This is a genomic window from Roseomonas sp. SRI_022 (genome assembly GCF_057586215.1).
Map to the genome: position 1 here is coordinate 1 of NZ_JBYCZL010000010.1, position 22,668 is coordinate 22,668.

Below are 22,668 nucleotides of genomic sequence, written 5' to 3' on the forward strand. Positions count from 1 at the left end.
GCCGGTGCCGGACCGCGACCTGGAAGCGCCGCGGCAGGCCACCGTCCAGCGCACGACACCCCAGATCAACCCGGCGCTGATCGATCCGGCCGAGCCGCAGATCGGCACCTCGCGCGATGGGGCGAGTCTTCAGACGCGGGAGGATCGGCTGTTGCGCCAGCCCGCCCCCGGGGCGCGGCTGCGACTGCCCTTCGGATACTGAAGCGCCGCGTGGGCGCCGCGCTTCAGCCCGCGGCTTCCTCGGGCGTCGCCAGGCGCAATGCCAGGGCATGCATCCCGCCGGCGAATTCCGTCGCCAGCGCGTCATGTACCGCGCGCGACCGCGCCACGCGGGACTGCCCCGCGAAGGCCGGCGAGATCACGGTGACGGAGAAATGCGTCTCGCCTTCCGGCCGCGCCCCGGCATGGCCGGCATGGCGGTGGCTGTCGTCTTCCACCGTCACGCGCGCGGGTGCGAAGGCGGCTTCGAGGGCGGTGCGGATGCGATCGGCGCGGCTTGTCATGATGCGCGCTTGTCCCGCCTCTGGCCTGCGCTGCCAAGGGGCATCGGGCGCTTGCGAGATGCGCGATGCCTACCCATAAGGGACGGATGCCCAGACCTGGCAGGAAGTCCGAGCCGGACCCCGCGGATGACGACGCGACGGCGCGCCGCTGCGAACATCCCGGCTGTGCCGAGCACGGCCTTTTCCGTGCTCCGCGCGACCGCACGCTGCGCGAATTCCACTGGTTCTGCCTGCCCCATGTGCGCGCCTACAACGCCGCCTGGGACTACTACAAAGGCATGGGTCCGAACGAGATCGAGGCCGCGCTGCGCGCCGACAGTTCCTGGCAGCGCCCGTCCTGGCCGCTCGGGCGCCTGGGGGGTGCGGGGCGCTTCGATCCGGAATTGCTGCGCGACCCCTTCTCGGTGCTGGGGCAGGAGGCGCCGACCCCCCGCCGCCGCCCGCGCGAGGCGACCGAGGCACCGCCCGAATTGCGTGCCGCGCTGGACCTTCTGGGGCTGGCCTGGCCGATCGACCAGGTCGATCTGCGCAGCCGCTACAAGGACCTCGCAAAGCGGCACCACCCCGATGCGACGGGTGGCGATCGCAGCGCGGAAGAAAAGCTGAAGGACATCAACCGCGCCTACAGCCTGCTGAAGCGCCGGGTTCCGCCGCGTGCCGCGGCGCCCGCGCAGCGGGAAGCCGCGGCGGCCGGGTAGCCGGATCGCCCGGCTGGGCCTAGTATATCCCTCGATCGTCACGGAACCGGACTTGCGATGAACAAGGTTGCTCAGATTTCCGAAATCCGCCCGACCTCGGCCATCGAGGCCCCGGACACCACGGTGAAGGCGCGCGAGGTCTTCGGCGTCGACATCGACATGGATGTCCCGGCCTTCTCGGTGCGCACCGAACACGTGCCGGAAGTCGACAACACCTACCGCTTCGACAAGGAGACGACGCTCGCCATCCTCGCGGGCTTCGCCTTCAACCGTCGCGTGATGATCCAGGGCTACCACGGCACCGGCAAGTCCACGCATATCGAGCAGGTGGCGGCGCGGCTGAACTGGCCGTGCATCCGCGTCAACCTCGACAGCCACATCAGCCGCATCGACCTGATCGGCAAGGACGCGATCGTCCTCAAGGACGGCAAGCAGGTCACGGAATTCCGCGAAGGCATCCTGCCCTGGGCGCTGCAGCATCCCTGCGCGCTGGTGTTCGACGAGTATGATGCCGGCCGCCCGGATGTGATGTTCGTGATCCAGCGCGTGCTGGAAGTCGAGGGCAAGCTGACGCTGCTCGACCAGAACAAGGTGATCCGGCCGAACCCGTATTTCCGCCTGTTCTCCACGGCGAACACGGTCGGCCTCGGCGACACCACGGGCCTGTACCACGGCACGCAGCAGATCAATCAGGGCCAGATGGACCGCTGGTCGATCGTCGCCACGCTGAACTACCTGCCGCACAAGCAGGAGACGGACATCGTGCTGGCCAAGCTCGGCCAGGAGAACGATCCGAAGATGCGCAAGCAGGTCGAGGCGATGGTGGCCCTGGCCGACCTGACGCGCGCCGGTTTCATCGCGGGCGATATCAGCACGGTCATGTCGCCGCGCACGGTCATCACCTGGGCCGACAATGCGCGCATCTTCGGCGATGTCGGCTTCGCCTTCCGCCTGACCTTCCTCAACAAGTGCGACGAGGCCGAGCGTTCGACGGTCGCCGAGTACTACCAGCGCTGCTTCAACGAGGAAGTCTCGACGGGGCTGCTGCGCAAGGCGGGGTGAGGCATGGCCTCCCCGCCCCGCTTCCTGTTCCACTACGCCCCGCAATCGCGCGCCTTCCGCATCCTTTGGATGCTGGAGGAGTGCGGCGCGGCGTATGAGCGCGTGCCGCACGACCTGCGGCGCGGCACGCACAAGTCGCCTCAGTTCCTGGCCATCAACCCGGACGGCAAGCTGCCGGTGCTGGTGGATCGCGGGCCGGCGGGCGATTGGCAGGGCGTCGTGGTGACGGAAAGCCTCGCGATCTGCGCCTATCTCGCGGATGCGACCGGTGCGCTGGCGCCGGCGGTGGGGACGCCGACGCGCGGCGCCTATGCGACCTTCCTCGCCTATGGCGGCACGGTGCTGGAACCGGCGATGACGGATATCGCCTTCCCGCGGAAGGACCCGCCGCCGGCCGCGTCGGTGGGCTGGCCGGCCTATGCCGATGCCGTGGCGCGGGTGGAACGGCAGATCACCGCCTCGGGCGGGCCGTATCTGTTGGGCGCGGATTTCAGCGCCGCCGATGTGATGACGGGCGGGCTGCTGCGCTTCGCGGCGGCCTTCGGCATGTACAAACCGGGTCCGGTGGCGGCGGGGTATCTCGCTGCGCTGGAGGCACGGCCCGCCATGGTGCGGGCCAAGGCCATCGAACAAGCCGCGATCGAGGCGGCAGGGACATCGCCATGAGCGGCAAGCAGGACCTCACGCGGCAGGAAGAATTCAAGCGCGCCACGGCGGGCGCGCTGCGCGCCATCGCCCATGCCGACCCCGAGGTGCAGGTGGCCTTCCAGCCCGGCCCGTCCGGCGTCGCGGGCAAGCGCGTGCGCCTGCCGCTGCCCACGCGCGCGCTGCCGGCCGCCGAGATGGCGAAGCTGCGCGGTGCGGCCGATGCCGCCGCCCTTCGCCTGCGCCACCACGACGAATCCCTGCACGCGCAGCGCATCCCCGGACGGCGCGAGGCGCGCGAGGTGTTCGACGCGCTGGAACAGGTGCGCGTCGAGACGGTCGGCTCGAAGTTCATGTCGGGCGTGGCGGCCAATCTGCGCGCCAAGCTGACCGAGGAATGCGAGGCCGAGGGCTACGACCGCATGACGCGGAAGGACCAGCTTCCGCTGCCCGCCGCCCTTGCGATGATCGCGCGGGAAAAGCTGACCGGCGATGCCGCGCCCGAGATCGCCCATCGCGTGCTCGACCTGTGGCGCGATACGCTGGGCGAGAAGGCCGATGAGGCGCTGGCCGAGATGGCCACGACCGCCGAGGACCAGGCCGCCTTCGCCCGCGCCGCGCGCAAGCTGCTGACCGCGCTGGACCTGGCGGAAGCTGAGGTCGAGGCGGAATCCGAGCAGCAGGACGAGGAAGGCGAGGAAGGCGGCGAGAGCAGCCCCCAGCAGGACCAGTCCGGCGAGGGCCAGTCCCAGTCCGAGCAGGAAGAACAGATGCTCGGCGCCCAGCCCGAGCAGATGCAGGGCGAGGCCTCCGATGAGGAAGGCGAGGAGACCGAGGAGGACGGTGCTGCGGCCGATGGCGATGACAAGCCCGGCGGCCCGCAGCAGCGGCGCGAGGTGCCGCAGGTGGACGACACCACCCGCTACCACGCCTTCACGTCGCAGTTCGACGAGGTGGTCTCCGCTGAGGATCTCTGCGACCCGGATGAGCTGAACCGGCTGCGCCAGCAGCTCGACCAGCAGCTGTCGCATCTGCAGGGCGTCGTCTCGAAGCTCGCGAACCGGCTGCAGCGGCGGTTGCTCGCGCAGCAGCAGCGCGCCTGGGAGTTCGACCTCGAGGAAGGCATCCTCGATGCCGCGCGGCTGACGCGCGTGGTGACCAACCCGATGCACGCGCTGTCCTACAAGCATGAGCGCGACACGGATTTCCGCGACACCGTCGTGTCCCTGCTGATCGACAATTCGGGTTCGATGCGCGGGCGGCCGATCACGGTGGCGGCGATGTGCTGCGACATCCTCGCGCGCACGCTGGAACGCTGCTCGGTGAAGACCGAGATCCTCGGCTTCACGACGCGCGCCTGGAAGGGCGGCCAATCCCGCGAACGCTGGGTGCAGGAAGGCAAGCCGCGCAATCCCGGCCGCCTGAACGACCTGCGCCACGTCGTCTACAAGGCGGCGGATGCGCCGTGGCGCCGCGCGCGCAAGAATCTCGGGCTGATGCTGCGCGAAGGGCTGCTCAAGGAGAACATCGACGGCGAGGCGCTGGAATGGGCCTACAAGCGGCTGCTGCCGCGGCCCGAGCACCGGCGCATCCTGATGGTGATCAGCGACGGCGCGCCGGTCGATGACAGCACACTGTCGGTGAATCCCGGCAATTACCTGGAACGCCACCTGCGCAAGGTGATCCACGAGATCGAGGGCCGGAACCAGGTCGAGCTGATCGCCATCGGCATCGGGCACGACGTGACGCGGTACTACCGTCGCGCGGTGACGATCGTGGATGCCGAGGAACTCGGCGGCACGATGATGAAGAAGCTCGCCGAGCTGTTCGATGAAGACGCCGCCGAGGCGTGGCAGCGCGCGGCTGCGGAGCGCGGGCCGGTGCTGGTGTGAGGGGCGGAGGGGCTCTGCCCCTCCGGACCATCCCGCCAAAGGCCAGCGGGCCTTTGGAATGCGATCAAGAAGGTCGACTGGAAACCTGGTGCCGCCCGGACCTGCTCCGCATCGGCCGCGCCCCACATGCGATGTCTGCATTCGGCGGACTGGGCATCGACCTTGCCATCCGGGATGCTGTCGCCGCCGCCAGGATCCCTGCGCCGGCGGTTTGGGCAAGGGGTGCTGACATCACCGCCCGGCGGCAGGTCGAGGCACGGTGCCGACGGCCAAACCGGGCAACGCTGCGACGGCAGGTCCTTGCGCAGGATCGCGACATGGCGCCAATTCTGGCAGGCGCCGGCTCCGGCGCGTTGCCTCCGCCGCCGCGCTTACTCTAGCGGCTTCCTGTCCTGCGGTGGATTCCGGCACGCCTGCCCGGCACGGGTTTCGTCCAGGGCACATCGACGGCTAAGGGACACGGATGCAGCACCCAGGACTGTTGAGCACTTGCCTGGTCGGGGCGTTCTTCGTGGTGGCGGCCTGTTCGGGCGTGTCGCCGCGCAGCATCATGCCAAGGCTGCAAAGCGGGCCATCCGAAGATCGGCCACCCTGGCTTCGCGATCTGCCAGTGCCACTGGAGCGGTATCCCGCGCCTGAAGGTTGGGGCGGCGACCACTTGGCCTCACTGCAGATCCGCGCTGGCGCGGGTTAGCTGTCCACTACCGCCGCGTGCGCCCGCACGCGCACCACGGTGGCGTGGGTCCACGCTGTCCCACCCCTCGGCGATGAACGCCGCGCCCGGTCGCGGTTGACAGTCGGCCGATGCGAAGCGCACGCATGCGGATATGCAAGGGGCCGAGGCCTGTTCCCGGCACGCGCCCGGGTGCATGGACCGGGCCTGCCGCTGCGGCGGCAGGCGCGCAGTGCTGCTCGGCCTGGGTCTACTGGCCCGCGACGCGATCGCCGCGACAGACGCTGAAGCCCGGGAAGCGATGGTCAACACCATCGCCCAGTACGTCTCTACGGCAACAGGCGCACTTGGGCGCGACGCGATGGACCCCCGGGTGCTCGACGTCATGCGGCGGGTGCCGCGTCATGCATTCGTCGCGGCTTCGCTCCGGGCCAACGCCTATGACGACCGCCCGCTCCCCATTGGCTTTGGCCAGACGATCTCGCAGCCATTCATCGTAGCTCTGATGACCGACATGCTGCGCACGGCGCCCGGCCAGGTCGTCCTCGAAATCGGCACCGGATCCGGTTACCAGGCAGCGGTCCTGTCCGGGCTTGTGCGCACGGTGCACAGCATCGAGATCCTGGCGCCCCTGGCCGAGGTTGCTCGGAGCCGGCTCCATGACCACGGTTTCGGGAACGTGGTGGTGCATCTCGGCAATGGCTATTTCGGCGTGCCGAGTGCCGCTCCCTTCGATGGCATCATCGCAACGGCCGCTGCAGGATCGATTCCGCCACCGCTGCTGCAGCAACTCCGGCCGGGCGGGCGGATGGTGATCCCGATTGGCAATCCCTTCGCGACCCAGCATCTCATGCTTGTGGAGAAGGCGATGGACGGCGTGGTGCGAACACGTCGCACCTTGCCGGTGAGGTTCGTCCCCTTTGTGGAGGCAGGATGACCTGATCGCGGTGGGCGGCTCAGGAGCGGCCCGCCAGCGCGCCGGCGCTGGATTCCCGTGCCCTGCGTAACGCGAACGCGAACGGTCATCGCGCTCCCGCGCCAGTGAGGCTCGCCTTCACTTGTCAGCACGGCAGCTTCACAGCAGGCTCCGGCGTTCGAAGCGGATGGCCCTGCACATGAACCCCGCGCGACACCCGAGAGAGGGATTTCCGATGCAAAGACGCGCTTTCCTGCAGACGACCGCGGCCATCGGCGCCGGATCGATTGCTTCACCGCGGCTCGCTGCCGCGCAGGGGCAAGGCGTGCTGCGCTTCGTGCCGCAGGCAGATATCGCGATCCTCGACCCGATCGCGACGACGGGCTTCGTCACGCGCAACCACGGCTTCCTCGTCTTCGACACGCTCTATGGCTGGGACGAGCAATACCGCGCGCATCCCCAGATGGTCGAAGGCCATGTGATCGAGGATGACGGCCGCACCTGGCTGATGACCTTGCGTGAGGGCCTGCGCTTCCATGACGGCGAACCGGTGCGTGCGCGCGATGTCGTCGCGAGCCTGCGCCGCTGGGGCGTGCGCGATCAGTTCGGCATCGCCGCCATGGCCGTGACGGATGAGATCACAGCCCCCTCCGACCGCGTCGTGCGGTGGCGCCTCAAGCGGCCATTCCCGCTGCTGCCTGACGCGCTTGGCAAGATCGGCGCGAATGTTGCCTTCATCATGCCGGAACGCCTCGCGAATTCGGACCCGGCCCTGCCGATCAGCGAGATGGTGGGCAGCGGGCCGTTCCGCTTCGTCGCGAGCGAGCGCGTGCCGGGCTCGCGCGCCGTCTATGCGAAGTTCGACGGCTATGTGCCGCGACCGGGCGGGACCACGAGCCTGCTGGCAGGCCCCAAGGTCGCGCATTTCGACCGCGTGGAATGGCTGACCATCCCCGACGCGAGCACTGCCTCCGCAGCGCTGCAACGGCGGGAAATCGATTGGTGGGAGCAGCCGACCTCGGACTTGCTGCCGTTGCTGAGGCGCGGGCGCGGCGTGAAGATCGAAGTGCTCGACCCGACCGGCGCGATCGCCATGCTGCGCTTCAACCACCTGCAACCGCCCTTCGACAATCCGGCGATCCGCCGCGCGGTGCTGGGTGCGATCAACCAGGAAGACGTGATGACGGCCGTGGCCGGCACGGACCGGTCGCTGTGGCGAACGGGCGTGGGCTTCTTCGCCCCTGGCTCAGTCATGGCGAGCGATGTCGGCATGGAGGCGCTGACCGGCCCGCGCGACCTTGCCGCGGTCCGTCGCGCCCTGGAACAGGCGGGCTACAAGGGCGAGAAGGTCCTGCTGATGGGCCCGACCGACTTCCCCGCCATCACGGCGATGAGCGAGGTGGTCGCCGACACCTTCCGCCGCATCGGCATCAATCTCGACTACGCCGCCATGGACTGGGCCAGCGCGCTGCGGCGCCAGGCGAACCGGGAGCCGCCGGATCGTGGCGGCTACAACGCGTACTGCACCTATACGGCCGGCGTGAACCAGTTCAATCCGGCCGCACACAACTTCATCCGCGGCAGCGGGCTCAACGCGACCTTCGGCTGGTCCACCAGCCCGAAGCTCGAAGAACTGCGCGACGAATGGCTGCAATCCGACAGCGATGAGGTGCGCAGCCGCATCGGTCGCGACATGCAGCGCCAGGCCTTCATCGATGTGCCCTATGTGCCGCTCGGCCAGTTCTACCAGCCGACGGCCTACCGCGATGACCTGAGCGGCGTGCTGAAGGGCCTCCCGCTGTTCTGGAACGTGAAGCGCGGCTGAGGCGATGCTGGCTGTCACCGGCTATGCCGAGCACTGGAGCGTTCGCCAGGGCGAAACGCTTCGCTTTATGATCGGCGTGGCGGGCGGTGGGCGCTATCGCGCGCGCGTCGCCCGCATTCTGTGCGGGGATCCCAACCCCGCCGGCCCCGGGTATCGCGAGATCCCGATGCCCTGCGGCATCGAAGGGGAGCATGCGGGCGTCGAGCAGCAGATGCGCCTGGGATCCTGGGTGGAGGTGCCGGCCATCGATCTGGGCAGCGGCGGCGCGCCGCTGACGCTGATGGCGACGATCTGGCCGACGCTGCCGGGGCAGGGGGTGCAGGTGGTGCTGTCCTGTACGGGCGGCGGCGCCACGCTCACCCTTGGCCTCGGCCCGAACGGCGCCGTAGCGCGTTGCGGCGACGGCACCATCGTCGAGGCCGGCGTGCCGCTGACGGAACGCGCCTGGCACGACATCGCCTGCCGCTTCGACCCGGTGGCGGGCGTGCTCGAGGTCGCGCAGGTGCCGCGCCGCCCGCGCCTCGACCTCGATGAAGCCACCACGGCGCGCGTCGCGGCGGCGGGCGTATCGCCCTCGGGCTTCGGCCACGCGGCCATCGCCGCGGAAGGCCCCGCCTGCGCGCATTTCGAGGGCAAGATCGCTCGTCCCCGCATCCTGTGCGGCGCGCTTGGCATCACCACGGCGCTCGAAGCGCAGCCCATCCCCGTGTCGCCGGAGGAAGCCGTCGCGGATTGGGATTTCTCCATCGACATCCCGACCGATCGCATCGCCGATGTCGGTCCCGGCGGCTGGGACGGTGAGTGCCACAACCTGCCGACGCGGGCGATGACCGGCCCTGACTGGACCGCCGAGGCGCACCGCTGGACGGAACGGCCCGCCCAGTACGATGCCATCCACTTCCATTCGGACGATATCGGCGATGCCGGCTGGTCGCCGTCCCTGACGCTGGCCGTGCCGTCCGATTGGCCGTCCGGCCTGTATGCGCTGCACCTCGAAGCCGGTGATGCGCGCGACAACATCCCCTTCTTCGTGCGTGCGAAGGTGCCGGGGGAAAAGGCGCGCGTCGCCTTCCTGGCACCGACCATGACCTACACGGTGTACAGCCAGTTCGTCCGCGCCGGCCGTCAGGCGCAGATCGCGCCGCGCGCCGCTTCCTGGGGCGCGCTGCCCCATGCGCCGGACGGGCACCCGGAATACGGGCTCTCGCCCTACAACAACCACGCGGATGGCAGCGGCGTCGTGATGTCCACGATGCGCCGCCCGATGATCGACAAGCGGGTTGGCCAGTTCCACCTGATGGATCCCGACCCGGCAGGGTCCGGTACCTACTGGATCGCGGCGGACAGTTATATCCTCGACCTGCTGGATCGCTGCGGGATCGAGGTGGAGGTCATCACCGACCACGACGTGCACGCCGAAGGTGCGGCGCTGCTGTCCCGGTATTCGGTCGTGCTCACCGGCCAGCACCCCGAATACCACACGCATGAGACGCTGGACGCCATTGCCGGCCACCTCGCGCAGGGTGGGCGCTTCGTCTACCTCGGCGGCAACGGATTCTACTGGCGCATCGCGCCGCATCGCGACGGCCCCTGGGCCTTCGAACTACGCCGCGCCGAGGGTGGTATCCGTTTGTGGGAGACCCTGCCCGGCGAAGGCTATCACGCCTTCGATGGCGGCTATGGCGGGCTGTGGCGCCGGCTCGGGCGGCCACCGCAAGCCCTGGTGGGCGTCGGCTTCAGCAGCCAGGGCAACTACAACGGCCACCCCTACACCTTCACCGACGCTATCCTCGACCCACGCGTCGCGTTTCTGCGCGAGGGCATGGAGGATATGGCGCGCCCCGGCCTGGTCTTCGGCGATCGCGGCCTGATGGGTGGCGGTGCGGCGGGGCACGAACTGGATCGTGCCGACGTCGCGCTCGGCACACCGCACCATGCCCTGGTCGTGGCACGCGCCGTGGTGGAGGAGGCGAGCTATCAGCCGGTGAACGAGGAGCGCCGCGATCACACCTGGCCCGGCACGCGGGAGGATCTGATCCGATCCGACGTCACCTTCTTCGAGACTCCGAACGGCGGTGCCGTGTTCTCGGTCGGGTCGATGAACTTCATCGGCGCCCTTCCGGTGGACGGGTATGCCAACCCGACGGCCCGTCTGATTGAGAATGTGGTCCGCCGCTTCGCGGACCCGGCGCCACTCCTGCTTTCAGTGAAGGACGAAACCGCCCCGGCGCAGGTTGTGCTGTAGAACGACCGCCGTACGGGACGCCCAGCGCGGCAGGCGGCATGGGATGGACCGCGGCCGTCACACGGACATTTGACCCGGCCTCACCGGGGCCCATACGCTTCCGGGCAATCCGTGTGCACAAGAACAGGAAAACGCCATGAAACGTCGCAGCCTTCTGCAGGGCGCCGCCGCCGGAACCTTCGCCGCCGTGGCTCCTGCCGTCGCTCAGCCTGCCCGCACGGCGACGCTGCGCTTCGTGCCGCAGGCTAACCTCACCGCGCTCGACCCGATCTGGACCAGCGCGATCGTCACGCAGATGCACGGCTACCACGTCTACGACACGCTCTACGCCGTGGACGGGAACCAGCAGGCGCGGCCGCAGATGGCCGAAGGCCATACCGTGAACGCGGACGGTCGCGTCTGGACCATCCGCCTGCGGGAGGGGCTGCGCTTCCATGACGGTGAGCCGGTCCGCGCGCAGGATTGCGCCGCGAGCCTCGAACGGTGGTCGAAGCGCGATGCCTTCGGGCAGATCCTCGCAGCGGTGGTCGATCGCTGGGCCGCCGCCGACGACCGGACGCTCGAGATCCGCCTGAAGCGGCCCTTCCCGCTGCTGCTCGACGCGCTCGCCAAGCCGGACGCCAACGTCCCCTTCATCATGCCCGAGCGCCTGGCGCGCACAGACGCCAATGCGCAGGTGGCCGAGGTCGTCGGATCCGGTCCCTATCGCTTCCTGCGCGACGAGTTCGTCTCCGGCAGCCGCGTCGCCTATGCGAAGAACGATGCCTATGTGCCGCGGCAGGAGGCCGCGGACTGGGCCTCGGGCGGCAAGGTCGCGCATTTCCCGCGCATCGAATGGCATATCCTGCCCGACCCCGCGACCGCAGCCGCGGCGTTGCAGAGCGGGGAGATCGACTGGCTCGAGCAGCCGCTCTCGGATCTCATCCCGACCCTGCAGCGTAACCGCAACATCGCGGTGGACATCCTGAATCCGGCTGGCCTGATGTCCATCATGCGCCTCAATCATCTGCAGGCGCCGTTCAACGACGTGAAGACGCGCCAGGCGGTGGCGCTTTCGGTCGATCAGCCTGAGTACATGCAGGCGACGCTCGGTACCGATCGTTCGGTATGGCGCGAATGCCGCAGCCTGTTTCCCTGCGGCACGCCGCTCGGCGTCGAGGATCTTTCGGAATTCAACCGCCCACCGCGCAGCCTCGATCGCGCACGGGCCGCGCTCCAGGCGTCAGGATACAAGGGCGAGAAGGTCGTCATCATCAACCCGACGGACTTCCCGCTGATCGGCCCGCATGGCCAGGTCACGGCCGACCGCCTGCGGCGCATCGGCATGAATGTCGAACTGGCCGATACCGACTGGGGCACGGTGGTGCAGCGCCGCGTGCGGCGCGAGCCGGTGGACCAGGGCGGCTGGAGCATTTTCCACACCTACGGCTCCTCGCTCGCCTACCTGAACCCGGGGGTGTCCTCACTGGTCAAGGGACCGGGCGCCAGCGGCTGGTTCGGCTGGTATACGAGCCCTCGGGCGGAGGAACTGGTCCAGGCATGGCTCGACGCGGCGGAACCGGATCGGCAACGCAACCTCGCGAACGAGATCAACAAGCTCGCGCAGGACGATGTCGCGACCATACCGCTGGGCCAGTTCTTCATCCGCACGGCGCATCGGCGGAGCATCACGGGCCTGGCGAAGGGAAGCATGCCGTACCCGTGGGGCGTACGGCCGGCCTGACCGCGACGTGAGTCGCCCCCGGCGCGTCAATTCCGGACACCTTGTCAGTCCGGGAGTTGGGGACGGTTCGAAGCCGCCGTGACAGCATGACACGGCGGCCCGGCCCGCTGGCGCGCGACGCTCCTACATCAAGCGATGGAGCGCGACGCCGCACCGACGGCTGCGCGCCCTCCTGCACTCCATACGACGACCTCAGGCAGCGATCTTCGAGCGGTAGGCCGCCAGGGATCCTCCATGCATGACCCGGCCGCTCAGGGGGCGGCCGATGATCCGCTCCGCGAGCCGCGCGGCCTCGATGAGTCTTTCGAGATCGATGCCGGTCTCGATGCCCATCTCGTGGCAGAGGAACACCATGTCTTCCGTGCAGATATTGCCCGCGCCGCGGCTGTCGCCATGCCCGGCGAAGGGGCAGCCGCCCAGCCCGGCAACCGAACTGTCGAACATGTCGACGCCCATCTCCAGCGCCGCCAGCACATTGGCCGCACCGAGGCCGCGCGTGTCGTGCAGATGCAGCCCCACCCGCGTGTCAGGCAGCGCGTCACGCAGCATCCCGACCAGCCGGCGCACCGATTGCGGGTTCGCCCAACCCATCGTGTCCGCCAGATACACCTTCGGCAGGCGGATGCCGCGCTCGGCACAGGCGCGATGCGCCCAGACCAGTTCCCCAACGGGGCGTTCCGGCGGGATCTCGCCTTCGTAGTTGCAGCCGAAGGCAGTCATGACCAGGGCGCGTTCGATCGGAAGGCCTGCCTCGCCATAGAGGTCGAGCCAGCGCAGCACACGCTCGCGCATCTCGGCCGCGGTGCAGTTGTTGTTGCGCCTGGCGAAGGCATCGGAGGCATAGAGCGCGATCTTGCCGGACACATCGACGCCCGGCGTCGCCCGTGCCCGATGGAAGCCTTGCTCATTCAGCCAGACGGCTTCGTAGCGCACGCCCGGACGCCGGCGGATGGCGGCGAAGAATGCCTCGGAATCCGCCATCTGCGGCACCGCCTTGGGCGAGACGAAGGAGGCCACCTGGATCGCCTTCAATCCCGTCTCGGCCAGGGCCTCGACCAGGGCGACGCGCTGCTCGAGCGGATAGAGGCGCGGCTCGATCTGGAAGCCTTCGCGCGGGCCTTCCTCGTGGAACTCGACGCGGCGCGGAAGATCGCTGGGCATTCCTGCCTCCCTGTCAGCTGAAACGAATGCCGAGGCCGCGCGCGATCGGCACCCAGGTCGCGCGCTGCTGTTCCACGAAGGTGGCGGTGCTCTCCGGCGTCGAATCGACGATCACCTCGGTCGCGCCCAGCGCGAAGCGCTGCTGGATCTCCGGGTCGGACAGGGTCTGCCGCAGCACCGCATTGAGCCGCGCGATGACCGGCGCCGGCGTTCCCGCCGTCGTCATCAGCAGGTTCCAGCTGTTGTTGCTGTATCCAGGCAGCCCGGCTTCGGCGAAGAGCGGCACGTCCGGCAACTGAGCAATGCGGTGGCGATAGGACACGGCGAGCGCGCGCAGCCGCCCCGCGCGGATGTGCTCGATGGAGGAAGGACCGGAATCGAAGCCCACATCGACATTGCCGGCGACCAGGTCGGTCTGCGCCGGCCCGGAGCCGCGATAGGGGATATGCGTCATGCGGATGCCGGCCACCGCCATGAACTGCTCGGTGCCCACATGGTTGATCGATCCGTTGCCGGCCGAGGCGTAGTTGAGCTTGCCGGGATTGGCCCGCGCATAGGCGATGAGCTCCGCGAGGCTGCGCACCGGCACGGAAGGATTGACGACGAGGATCGACGCCGTGTCCGAGATCATGCCGATCGGCGCGATGCCGTTCACGAGGTCGAACGGGATGTTGTCGTAGAGCGCGAGGTTCATCACGAGCTGCGACATCGTGCCGATGCCGATCATGTGGCCATCGGCCGGCGCGCGGACCACGGCCTCGGTGCCGACCAGCCCGCCCGCCCCGGCGCGGTTCTCGACGATCACGGGCTGGCCGAGCTGCTTCGACATCTCCGGCGCGATCAGCCGCGCCGTCACATCGTTGATGCTGCCCGGTGGGAAGGCGACGATCAGGCGGACTGGACGGTTGGGATAGCTGGCCTGCGCCTGCGCGGCGCGCGGGCCCATCAGCCCCGCCGCCGCGGCGCCGAGCAGGATGCGCCGTGATGTGTTCATTGTCGTTTCCTCCTTCATTCCGCGTGACGGGCCTCAGGCAGGCACCAGCATCCCCGCGACGAGTTGCGCCAGATGCTCAGGATTGTCCGCGATGACGGCGCCCGCTTCGGCGAGTGCGGCGCGCTTCGCGACGGCCGTCTCGCGCGTGCCTTCCACCAGGGCGCCGGCGTGGCCCATCTGCTTCCCCGGTGGCGCGTGGCGCCCGACGATCAGCGCCACCACCGGTTTGCGCCGCGCGGCGATCAGGTCGAGCATGGCGTATTCCTTCCCGCCGCCGATCTCCCCGAGATAGGCGACGATGTCGGTGCCGGGATCGTCGAGGAAGCGGGCGAGATACTCGTGGGGATTGCGGCCCACCACGCTGTCGCCGCCCATATGGGTGATGGCCGACTGGCCGCAGCCGAAGCGCGTCAGCAGCCGCGTGCCGGTCAGCGTCAGCGTGCCGCTGCGCCCGATCACGCCGACGCGCCCGGGCGTCGTGAAGCCCGTGGCGATCGACCCGAGCAAGGCCTGGCCCGGCACCATCATGCCAAGCGAATTCGGCCCGACCACCCACATGCCCCGTTCGCGCGCATAGGCGAGCGCCCACAGCGCGTCATGCACCGGCACGAACTCGGCCGCGACGATCGCGAGCCGGATGCCGGCATCCGCCGCATCCACCAACGCATCCCGCACACCCGACGCCGGGACGTAGATGATGCTGACCTCCGCCCCGGTCGCCGCGACGGCTTCCGCCATCCGATCGAAGCTCGGCAGGCCTTCGATGGCGGCACCGCCGCGTCCCGGCGCGACGACGCCCGCGAGCGGCGTCCCGGCTTCCCGCATCGCATGCAACTGCGCCAGGCCATAGGCGCCCGTCGCGCCCTGCAGGAGGACCCGCCAGCCGGCCTCGTAGAGCACGGCCATGGCTAACGAAGGCCCCGCTTCCGGGGTGCGTGGCGCGAGGGCATGGGCGTCTCCTGCTGGTCGTGCGGCGGATCATGGAAAGAAACGGCCTATTGCGCAATAGTCCTAACCTTAATAACTTTACGGCATGCATCGCCCCGACGCGAACTCCGCCACCGTCGTGCCCGCCCCGCCCGCCGGGCGGGAGTCAGCGGCCGAGGACGCCTCGCGCATCGCGCTCTATCTGCGCCTGTCGCGCGTGTTCCGGGAAAGGATCGTCGCGGGCGACTGGACGCCCGGGTCGCTGATCCCGGGCCTGCCTCAGCTCTGCGAGGAATTCCAGGTGTCGCGCGTGACCATGCGGCAGGCCCTGGCCATCCTGGCGCAGGAAGGGTTGATCGGCATGAGCCGCGGCCGCGGCACCTGGGTCATGCCGGATGCCCCGGCGCGGCTTGGCGGCCGCAGCCTGCGCGGGGCGATCAGCGATACCGGGGCGCCCCAGCCCGGCCTGCGGATCGAAGTGCTGGAACGCAGCGCGGGGATGTCGCTGCCGGCCGAACTGCGCAGCCGCGCCCCGCGGGAAGCCGGCGACTTCACGCGCATCTACAAGCGCCATCACCTCGATGGGCGGGCCTTCGCGCTGCTGGACTACTATGTCGAGACCGGCCTCTTCCGGCGTTTCCCGCGCGGTGCGGAGCGCCGGTTCAAGCTTGGCGGCCTGCTGCGCCAGATCCTTGGTTCGGCGCGCATGACGCTGCTCGAGGAAGTGACGCTGACCCATGCCGATCTGCGCATCGCGGAACTGCTCGGCTGCGGCATGGGCGAGGTGCTGGTGCGGATGCGGCGATGGTATCGCGACCCTGACGGGCGCGTGCCGCTGACGGGAATTTCCTACTACCGGGGCGATGGTTTCGCGCTGGAGGTGGAGCGTCCGCTCGCCGCCGAGGAATTCCCGACGCCGGGTTCAACGGAGGAACGTGAGTGCGGCTGATAGAACATGACGGAAAGGCGCTGCTCGCCAGCGCCGGCATCGCCATCCCGCGCGGCATGCTGGTCGAGGCCGCCGCACCGCCGTGCGAGGCACCCTGGCCGGCCGCGATGGTCAAGGCGCAGCTGCTCGCCGGCGGGCGCGGCAAGCGCGGCCTGGTCCGGCGTGCGGAGGCCGGCGCGCTCGCCGGCGCCGTCGGGCAGGTGGCCGCGGCGCTCAGCCCATCCACGCCGCCCCTGTTGATCGAGGAAGCGCTGGCGATCGAGGCCGAATACTACATGGCCCTGCGCATCGACGATGTGCGGCAATGCGTCAGCCTGTTGCTCTCCGCGCGCGGCGGCATCGAGGTCGAGGCAGCGCCCGAGGCGGTGCAGAGCCTGTCGATCGACCCGCGGCGCGGCCTGTTCGCCCAGGACGTGCTGCCGCTGGCGGCCGCCGCCGGCATCCCGCCGCGCCAGCATGGCGCCGTCGCGCGCTTTGCCAGCGATCTCTACCGGCTGTTCACCCGCGCGGATGCGACGCTGATCGAGATCAATCCGCTGGGGCTCGTGACCGGCCGCGGGCTGGTTGCCCTGGATGCGAAGGTCGTCCTGGATGACGCCGCCGCTTTCCGGCACCCGGGTCGCGCGGCGCTGCGCTCGGCGGCCATCGAACGCGCGGATGCGCCGCAGCGCGAGGGCGACGCCGCGAGCCAGGGCTTCACCTTCGTGGAGCTCGACGGTCCGGTGGCCCTGCTGACCGGCGGGGCGGGGCTCGGCATGTCGATCCTCGACCTGCTCGGCGATGCCGGCTTGCCGGCGGCGAACTTCGTCGATGCGCCAGGTGGTGGTGGCGCCGAGGGTTTCCTGCGGCGCGGGCGCATGGTCTTCGACCTCGCCGCGCGAAACCCGTCGGTCAAGGCGATCGGCATGTACCAGACGCTCGGGGCCAGCTCGCTGGGCGGCACGGTGAAGGGGCTGCTCGCGCTGCTCGACGAATATCCGCCGCCCAAGCCGCTGGTCGTCGGATTCGCCGCCGCCGGCGCCGCGGAGCGGGAGATGACGATGGCCGAGGCAGCGCGGCTGGTTGCCGCGCGCGGCTATGTCGCGGTGACCGAGCTTGGTGATTTCGTCGAGGCGCTGCGGCGCGTTGTGCAGGGATGATGGATGTGAGCGACACTGTTCTGACGACGGAGATCCGCGACCGCGTGATGCGCCTGACCATCACGCGCGAGGCGCGCCGCAATGCGATGAACGCCGAGGTGCAGCACGGCATCTCGGCAGCGCTGACCCGGGCGGTGGAAGGCGGCGATGTCGGTGTCGTCGTGCTGACCGGTGCGGGCGACCGCGCCTTCTGCTCGGGCGCGGACCTTGCGCCGGATTCGGTCGCGTTCCGGCAGGACTTCTCGCGCATCGGCACGCCCTTCACGGGTTTGCTGCGCCAGGTACGGGACCTGCCGTTGCCGCTCATCGCGCGCGTCAATGGCCATTGCATGGCCGGCGGCATGGGGCTGATGGCGATGTGCGACATGGTGGTCGCCGCCGACCATGCGCTGTTCGGCCTGCCCGAGGTGAAGATCGGCGTCTTCCCGATGGTCGTGACCAGCGTGCTGCGCGCGCTGATGCCCGAACGCGCCTTCGCTGAGCTGGCCTTGACCGGCGAGCCCATCACGGCGGCCGAAGCGCATCGGCTGGGGCTCGTGAATCACGTGGCGCCGGGTGCGGAACTGGACGCCAAGGTGGATTGGCTGGCCGGGCGCCTGCTCGACAAGAGCCCGACCGCGATCCGCCGCGGCAAATATGCGCTGCGCAAGACCGAGGCGATGAATTTCGACGAGGCGCTCGCCTTCCTCGAGACGCAGATCGGGGTCCTGGCGCTGACCGAGGATGCGCGCGAGGGACGCGCCGCCTTCAACGAAAAGCGCCGCCCCGCCTGGACGGGTCGGTGAGCGGCGGAGGATGATCCCGCGGCCCCCGCTACGGCCCTGGGCTTGCCGGCCCGGATCCGCGATGCCGTTGCCGGAGACGCAAGCGCCGAGCCCTTGAGGCGGCCCGGACGTTGAGCGACAAGGTGGTCATTTCCACGCGGCCAAATGGAGGCGTGCCGCCCGGCATGGACTTGGCCGGCGACCTGTCCGGGACGCTCAAGGTTGCGGGGGTGCAGACCTGCCGGCCGGACAATCGAGAGGGAATGGCCGGCCATCCGCGCGCGCTCACCAGTTCGGCAAACGGGGACAAGGGAGGGCAAAGCCCTCCCTCGACGCCTCGCGTTGGCCGCCGCCCTCGCCACCCCGGCCTGCATCTACCTCCCGCCCACACCCCCGGCGGGCGGCGCCGCCGTCGCCCTGCCGCCGCTCACGCTCACCGGCCCGCTGCGCAGCCTGGGCGGGCTCGACATCGACAATGCCAGCCTCGGCGCCGGCGGTCTTTCGGGGCTGACCATCGACGATGACCTCCTCATTACCTTCATCGACGACCGCACACGCTGGGCGCAGGCGCGGCTGGTGCTGCGGGGCGGGCTTGCGGCGGGGCTGACGCCGGTCGCCACTGGTCCGCTGAATGATGGCGCGGGCAACCCGCTGCCGCGCGGCTATGCCGGGGATGCGGAAGGGATCGCGCGGCTGGCGGATGGCACCTGGCTCGTCAGCTTCGAACGCTGGCACCGCATCCGCGCCTATCGCCGCATGGATGGCGCGGGCGCCTTCGTGGACCCGCCGCCGGGGCTCGACGCCGCGCCGCGCAATGGCGGGCTGGAGTCACTCGCGCTGCTGGCCGATGGCAGGCTGCTGGCGATCACCGAGCGGCTGGAACCGCTCGGCAGCCCTGATCTGCGCCAGGGCTGGATCGGCGGGCCTGGGCGCTGGGCGCCGCTCGCCTATCGGCCGGAGGATGGCTTCCTGCCGGTCGATGCGGCTGGCCTGCCGGATGGCGGGGCGCTGGTGCTGGAACGGCGCTTCGCCTGGTATTCGGGCTTCGCGGCGCGGCTGACGCGCATCCCGGCCGCCGACATCGCTGCCGCCGGGGCTGGCTCGGTGCTGGAGGGGGCGGAGATCCTGCGCCTGGATGGCGGTGTCGCGCCCGCCGAGAATTGGGAAGGCGTGGCGGTGCTGCGCCATGGCGGGCGCACGCTGGTCGCCATCGTCTCGGACGACAACCATGCGGTGACGCAGCGCAGCCTGCTGCTGCTGTTCGAACTGGTCGCGTAGGCGCGCCGCGCCCTCAGGCCGGCTCGCCTTCCACCGGCAGTCCGCCGCAGGCGCGCATGAAGACCAGCACGTCATGTGCCGCCTGCTTCACCGCCGCCATGTCGGTCCCCTTGGCCACCACCGCGACCCCGCCACCACCCGCGCGGTAATAGGGGTAGGAGCCGATGTCGATTTCCGGGTAGCGCCTCTGGATCTCGCCGAGGCCATCGGCGATGCGACCTTCCATCAGGCCATTGGCATGCACCGCCGCGGAGACGACCGGCGGGCCGCCCTGCAGGGTCGGGGCCAGGGCCTCGAACATCGCCTGCATGATGCGGGGCACGCCGGCCATCACGTGGACGTTGCCGATGGTGAAGCCGGGCGCGATGGAGATGATGTTGTCGATCAGCTCGGCCCCGCGCGGCATGGTCGCCATGCGCTGCCGCGCGGCATTGAAATCCCCCGGCGGCGTCTGCCGGGCGTAGTGGGATTCGAGCCGCCGCCAGGCTTCCGGATGCGGTTCCCAGGGCACGCCGAAGGCCGCGGCGACGCATTCGCTGGTGATGTCGTCATGCGTCGGCCCGATGCCGCCGGTGGTGAAGACGTGATCGTATTTCGCGCGCGTCTCGTTCACCGTGTCGATGATCGTGTCCGGCACGTCGGGGATGACGCGCACCTCGCGAAGCGGAATGCCGATCTCGCCAAGGCGCGTGGCGATGAATTTCAGATTGGCGTCCTGGGTGCGACCCGACAGCACCTCGTTGCCGATGATGAGCAGGCAGGCGGTCGGGCTGGGCATGGCGTGATCCTCCGGCGCGGAAGGATAGGCGGGACGCGGCGGCAGACCAATGGTGGCCGTGTGCCCTTTGGGCCGGGGCGACGCCGCGGGCCAGGCGCGACCGGATGCCCGGCGCCCGCCGGGGGATTACGGCGCGAAGACGGAAAAGACGTAGGTCGCCGCCAGCACCAGGTGCACCACGCCGCACAACAGGTTGGTCCGCCCCGTGCCATAGGTGATCATCGCTACCGCGAAGGACAGCGCCAGCAGCGTGGTCTGCCCTGCCGATATGCCGAGCGCGAGCGGCTGTCCCATCCAGAAGGACACGACGGCGACCGCCGGCACGGTCAGCCCGATGCAGGCGACCGCGCTGCCGAGCGCGAGGTTGATGCTCGATTGCAGGCGATTGCGCGCGGCGGCGCGGATCGCCGCGGCACTTTCCGGCATCAGCACGATGGCCGCGACGATGACGCCCACCACTGTCATCGGCGCGCCGGCAGCGGTGACCCCTTCCTCCAGCGCCGGCGCCAGCGCCTTGGCCAGCAGCACGACCGCGGTCAGCGCCAACACCAGCAGCAGGGCGGAGGCGCCAGCCATCCGGCCGGTGGGCCGCACATGGGCCGCCTCGGCTCCGCCGCCGACCGGCAGGAAGTAGTCGCGGTGCCAGTTGGTCTGAATGAACAGGAAGGCCGCATAGAGCGCGAGGCAGGCGACCGAGACGAAGATCAACTGCGCGGTCGAGAGATACGGGCCGGGGGTGGACAGCACATGGTTCGGCAGCACCAGCACCAGCGTCGCCATCGGGATCAGCACTGCGAGGAAGGAGTTGGCGCCCTCCACCCGGAATTCCGCCTCGCGATGACGCCAGGCGCCGACCACGATGCAGGCGCCCGCCAGCCCGTGCAGCACGAGCATCACGGCCGCATGCACCGAATCCCGCATCAGCCCCGGATTGGGGTCGCCGCCGAGCATCAGGGATATGATCAGCCCGGCCTCGATCACCGTCACGGCCAAGGCGAGGATCAGCGTGCCGTAGGGCTCGCCAACGCGCAGCGCGACGATCTCGGCATGATGCACGGCCGCCAGCACATTGCCGAGCAGGACGGCCGCGAGCAGCAGCGCGACCAGGCCGAGGCCCGCCTTGCCGACGATCAGCCAGGCCAGCAGGCCGAGCCCCGGCAGGATGATGGTGTGGAGCGGGATACGGTCTGTCGGTGCGCCGGCCATGGCCTTGCCTAGAGCACTATCCGATCAGGTGGAACCACCTGATCGGATTTCCTGTCCGGGAGGACAACACCTTCGCCCGGCCTGCGCTCTCAGCCGGCGCGCCCGCCCTGCCGGCGCGGGCGGTCACGCGGCGGGCCGGCATCGCGCATCAGGCCGTGGCTTGCCATCCAGGCGTCGATGCGTCGCGCCACGTCGTCGCTGTTGTTGTCCATCATGATCATGTGACTGTTGCCGCGTACGCCCTCGGCCGGCATGTCGAGCGTGTCCGCCGTGCCGCCCGCATCGCGGATCTGGACCTGCCAGCGGTCGATGTTGCGCCGGACATTCTGCCAGAAGGGCGTGGCGTCCAGATGGTCGCCCCAGACCACCAGATGCGGGATGCCGCGCACCCGCGCCGCATCGGCCGCGGCCGGGGGCGCACCGGACGGTTCGACGGCGATCACCGCCTTGATCCTGTCGGGCGCATTCAGCGCGGCATTGAAACCGAAATTGCCGCCCTGGCTGTGCACCAGCATCACGCAGGGGCAGATGCGCTGCACCAGCGCGTCATAGGCGGCCTGTATCTGCCGGTCGGTCGTCGCCCAGCGCGGCACGCCCTGCATCATGAACTGGTTCCACGACGCCACCGGAAAGCGGCTGTCGGGAAAGGCGCGGCGCTGCGCCGGGTCGATGTTCCAGCCATCCTGCATGCCGATGCGGAACAGCCCCCAGCCTTCGCCCATGGTGCGGAAGATCGGCTCGCCGGCCAGGATTTCCGGGAAGCGCGCCCAACCGGAACGCCCGCGTTCCATCGCGTCGGTCACGATGACGTCATGCCCGGCGCGCAGGAAGAACATCTGCCAGCCGGGCCGCCCATCGGGCGTCGTCTCATAGGTCACGCCGGTCAGCCCGCCGCCATGCGCGAGGATGAGTGGATAGCGCGAACGCGGGTTCTGCAGCCGCGCCACCTGGGCATACATCTGCTCGACCTGGAACTGGCCGTTGGGGTTCATGCGCATCGGCGGCGCGCCGGGGCTGAAGACGACCTCGCGCTCCGGCAGGCCCGACAATTCGGCGACGCGGCCACCGACATGGAAGGACGATATCTCGCGGATGCGGAGTGGCGCCGCGTTGCCACGCGGGCCACGGCCTTCCGCTTGCGGCCCGGATCGCGGTCCCGGCCCCGGTGTCGGCTGGGCCAGCGCGGCCGGCGCCAGCAGCGCGGCGCCGAGCGCCGCCACGATGATCCGCTTCATCACGTTCCCTCTCCCGTGCGGCGAGCCTTGTGCAGTTGCGAACCTGTCGCGGTCG

General features: G+C 69.7%; 20 protein-coding genes. 13 read left to right on the forward strand and 7 right to left on the reverse strand.

What is annotated here, in order from left to right:
- Window positions 1-202: hypothetical protein (locus AC2YHJ_RS11685; RefSeq protein WP_487396190.1), on the forward strand; the 202-nt coding region annotated here is incomplete at its 5' end.
- A gap of 22 nt (window positions 203-224) precedes the next feature.
- Here AC2YHJ_RS11685 and AC2YHJ_RS11690 read toward each other — a convergent pair.
- Window positions 225-503, reverse strand: a complete 279-nt coding sequence (locus AC2YHJ_RS11690; protein WP_487396191.1) for a BolA family protein — start codon at window positions 501-503, stop codon at window positions 225-227.
- An 86-nt stretch (window positions 504-589) separates the two neighbouring features.
- Here AC2YHJ_RS11690 and AC2YHJ_RS11695 point away from each other — a divergent pair, with 86 nt between their 5' ends.
- The 8 genes from AC2YHJ_RS11695 to AC2YHJ_RS11730 all read left to right on the forward strand — a co-directional run bounded on the left by AC2YHJ_RS11695 (window position 590) and on the right by AC2YHJ_RS11730 (window position 12,182).
- Complete coding sequence (locus AC2YHJ_RS11695) at window positions 590-1,201, forward strand: J domain-containing protein (RefSeq protein ID WP_487396192.1); 612 nt, start codon at window positions 590-592, stop codon at window positions 1,199-1,201.
- Window positions 1,202-1,258: 57 nt separating this feature from the next.
- The gene (cobS, locus tag AC2YHJ_RS11700; protein WP_487396193.1) at window positions 1,259-2,263 is read left to right on the forward strand and encodes a cobaltochelatase subunit CobS; all 1,005 of its coding nucleotides are present in this window, start codon (window positions 1,259-1,261) and stop codon (window positions 2,261-2,263) included.
- A 3-nt stretch (window positions 2,264-2,266) separates the two neighbouring features.
- A complete protein-coding gene (locus AC2YHJ_RS11705; RefSeq protein ID WP_487396194.1) occupies window positions 2,267-2,929 on the forward strand; it encodes a glutathione S-transferase family protein in 663 nt (220 codons plus the stop codon).
- Window positions 2,926-4,800 (forward strand): cobaltochelatase subunit CobT, encoded by a 1,875-nt coding sequence (cobT, locus tag AC2YHJ_RS11710; protein WP_487396195.1) that lies wholly within the window; start codon window positions 2,926-2,928, stop codon window positions 4,798-4,800. Before AC2YHJ_RS11705 ends, cobT begins: the two co-directional genes overlap by 4 nt.
- A 905-nt stretch (window positions 4,801-5,705) precedes the next feature.
- Window positions 5,706-6,410: a protein-L-isoaspartate(D-aspartate) O-methyltransferase gene (locus tag AC2YHJ_RS11715; RefSeq protein ID WP_487396196.1), complete on the forward strand. Its 705-nt coding sequence runs from the start codon at window positions 5,706-5,708 to the stop codon at window positions 6,408-6,410.
- A gap of 214 nt (window positions 6,411-6,624) precedes the next feature.
- Window positions 6,625-8,214 (forward strand): ABC transporter substrate-binding protein, encoded by a 1,590-nt coding sequence (locus tag AC2YHJ_RS11720; protein WP_487396198.1) that lies wholly within the window; start codon window positions 6,625-6,627, stop codon window positions 8,212-8,214.
- 4 nt (window positions 8,215-8,218) lie between these two features.
- Complete coding sequence (locus AC2YHJ_RS11725; protein ID WP_487396199.1) at window positions 8,219-10,459, forward strand: N,N-dimethylformamidase beta subunit family domain-containing protein; 2,241 nt, start codon at window positions 8,219-8,221, stop codon at window positions 10,457-10,459.
- Between the two features lie 136 nt (window positions 10,460-10,595).
- Entirely contained in the window at window positions 10,596-12,182 is a 1,587-nt protein-coding gene (locus tag AC2YHJ_RS11730; RefSeq protein WP_487396200.1) for an ABC transporter substrate-binding protein, read from the forward strand.
- Window positions 12,183-12,374: 192 nt separating this feature from the next.
- Here the strand turns inward: AC2YHJ_RS11730 and AC2YHJ_RS11735 are convergent, their stop codons facing one another.
- The 3 genes from AC2YHJ_RS11735 to AC2YHJ_RS11745 are packed head-to-tail and all read right to left on the reverse strand — an operon-like array spanning window position 12,375 to window position 15,243.
- Complete coding sequence (locus AC2YHJ_RS11735) at window positions 12,375-13,343, reverse strand: hydroxymethylglutaryl-CoA lyase (RefSeq protein ID WP_487396201.1); 969 nt, start codon at window positions 13,341-13,343, stop codon at window positions 12,375-12,377.
- Between the two features lie 13 nt (window positions 13,344-13,356).
- Window positions 13,357-14,337, reverse strand: coding sequence for a Bug family tripartite tricarboxylate transporter substrate binding protein (locus AC2YHJ_RS11740; protein ID WP_487396203.1), 981 nt, complete (start codon window positions 14,335-14,337; stop codon window positions 13,357-13,359).
- Between the two features lie 33 nt (window positions 14,338-14,370).
- Window positions 14,371-15,243 (reverse strand): succinate--CoA ligase subunit alpha, encoded by an 873-nt coding sequence (locus AC2YHJ_RS11745; RefSeq protein WP_487396204.1) that lies wholly within the window; start codon window positions 15,241-15,243, stop codon window positions 14,371-14,373.
- Window positions 15,244-15,370: 127 nt separating this feature from the next.
- Between AC2YHJ_RS11745 and AC2YHJ_RS11750 the strand changes: the two genes are divergently transcribed.
- The 4 genes from AC2YHJ_RS11750 (at window position 15,371) to AC2YHJ_RS11765 (ending at window position 19,394) form a co-directional block, all read left to right on the forward strand.
- Window positions 15,371-16,213, forward strand: a complete 843-nt coding sequence (locus AC2YHJ_RS11750; protein WP_487396206.1) for a GntR family transcriptional regulator — start codon at window positions 15,371-15,373, stop codon at window positions 16,211-16,213.
- Complete coding sequence (locus AC2YHJ_RS11755; RefSeq protein WP_487396207.1) at window positions 16,204-17,352, forward strand: ATP-grasp domain-containing protein; 1,149 nt, start codon at window positions 16,204-16,206, stop codon at window positions 17,350-17,352. Before AC2YHJ_RS11750 ends, AC2YHJ_RS11755 begins: the two co-directional genes overlap by 10 nt.
- A gap of 5 nt (window positions 17,353-17,357) precedes the next feature.
- Window positions 17,358-18,137 carry an enoyl-CoA hydratase-related protein gene (locus AC2YHJ_RS11760; RefSeq protein ID WP_487396209.1) on the forward strand — a complete coding sequence of 260 codons (780 nt, stop codon included), beginning with the start codon at window positions 17,358-17,360 and terminating at the stop codon, window positions 18,135-18,137.
- Window positions 18,138-18,458: 321 nt separating this feature from the next.
- Entirely contained in the window at window positions 18,459-19,394 is a 936-nt protein-coding gene (locus AC2YHJ_RS11765; RefSeq protein ID WP_487396211.1) for an esterase-like activity of phytase family protein, read from the forward strand.
- 13 nt (window positions 19,395-19,407) lie between these two features.
- On the opposite strand, the gene AC2YHJ_RS11770 is transcribed toward AC2YHJ_RS11765, so the two are convergent.
- From AC2YHJ_RS11770 to AC2YHJ_RS11780, 3 genes are all read right to left on the reverse strand, one after another.
- Window positions 19,408-20,172, reverse strand: coding sequence for a competence/damage-inducible protein A (locus AC2YHJ_RS11770; protein WP_487396212.1), 765 nt, complete (start codon window positions 20,170-20,172; stop codon window positions 19,408-19,410).
- Between the two features lie 126 nt (window positions 20,173-20,298).
- Complete coding sequence (locus AC2YHJ_RS11775) at window positions 20,299-21,378, reverse strand: calcium:cation antiporter (RefSeq protein ID WP_487396214.1); 1,080 nt, start codon at window positions 21,376-21,378, stop codon at window positions 20,299-20,301.
- A gap of 89 nt (window positions 21,379-21,467) precedes the next feature.
- The gene (locus tag AC2YHJ_RS11780) at window positions 21,468-22,613 is read right to left on the reverse strand and encodes an alpha/beta hydrolase (protein WP_487396216.1); all 1,146 of its coding nucleotides are present in this window, start codon (window positions 22,611-22,613) and stop codon (window positions 21,468-21,470) included.
- Window positions 22,614-22,668 lie beyond the last annotated feature (55 nt).

Excerpts from the sequence above, each read along its gene's own strand:
- AC2YHJ_RS11780 (WP_487396216.1), bottom strand. The coding sequence starts at position 22,613 with ATGAAGCGGATCATCGTGGCGGCGCTCGGCGCCGCGCTGCTGGCGCCG.
- AC2YHJ_RS11750 (WP_487396206.1), top strand. The coding sequence starts at position 15,371 with ATGCATCGCCCCGACGCGAACTCCGCCACCGTCGTGCCCGCCCCGCCC.
- AC2YHJ_RS11690 (WP_487396191.1), bottom strand. The coding sequence starts at position 503 with ATGACAAGCCGCGCCGATCGCATCCGCACCGCCCTCGAAGCCGCCTTC.
- AC2YHJ_RS11770 (WP_487396212.1), bottom strand. The coding sequence starts at position 20,172 with ATGCCCAGCCCGACCGCCTGCCTGCTCATCATCGGCAACGAGGTGCTG.
- cobT (WP_487396195.1), top strand. The coding sequence starts at position 2,926 with ATGAGCGGCAAGCAGGACCTCACGCGGCAGGAAGAATTCAAGCGCGCC.
- AC2YHJ_RS11705 (WP_487396194.1), top strand. The coding sequence starts at position 2,267 with ATGGCCTCCCCGCCCCGCTTCCTGTTCCACTACGCCCCGCAATCGCGC.
- AC2YHJ_RS11745 (WP_487396204.1), bottom strand. The coding sequence starts at position 15,243 with ATGGCCGTGCTCTACGAGGCCGGCTGGCGGGTCCTCCTGCAGGGCGCG.
- AC2YHJ_RS11735 (WP_487396201.1), bottom strand. The coding sequence starts at position 13,343 with ATGCCCAGCGATCTTCCGCGCCGCGTCGAGTTCCACGAGGAAGGCCCG.
- AC2YHJ_RS11695 (WP_487396192.1), top strand. The coding sequence starts at position 590 with ATGCCCAGACCTGGCAGGAAGTCCGAGCCGGACCCCGCGGATGACGAC.
- AC2YHJ_RS11740 (WP_487396203.1), bottom strand. The coding sequence starts at position 14,337 with ATGAACACATCACGGCGCATCCTGCTCGGCGCCGCGGCGGCGGGGCTG.
- AC2YHJ_RS11725 (WP_487396199.1), top strand. The coding sequence starts at position 8,219 with ATGCTGGCTGTCACCGGCTATGCCGAGCACTGGAGCGTTCGCCAGGGC.
- AC2YHJ_RS11775 (WP_487396214.1), bottom strand. The coding sequence starts at position 21,378 with ATGGCCGGCGCACCGACAGACCGTATCCCGCTCCACACCATCATCCTG.
- cobS (WP_487396193.1), top strand. The coding sequence starts at position 1,259 with ATGAACAAGGTTGCTCAGATTTCCGAAATCCGCCCGACCTCGGCCATC.
- AC2YHJ_RS11720 (WP_487396198.1), top strand. The coding sequence starts at position 6,625 with ATGCAAAGACGCGCTTTCCTGCAGACGACCGCGGCCATCGGCGCCGGA.
- AC2YHJ_RS11730 (WP_487396200.1), top strand. The coding sequence starts at position 10,596 with ATGAAACGTCGCAGCCTTCTGCAGGGCGCCGCCGCCGGAACCTTCGCC.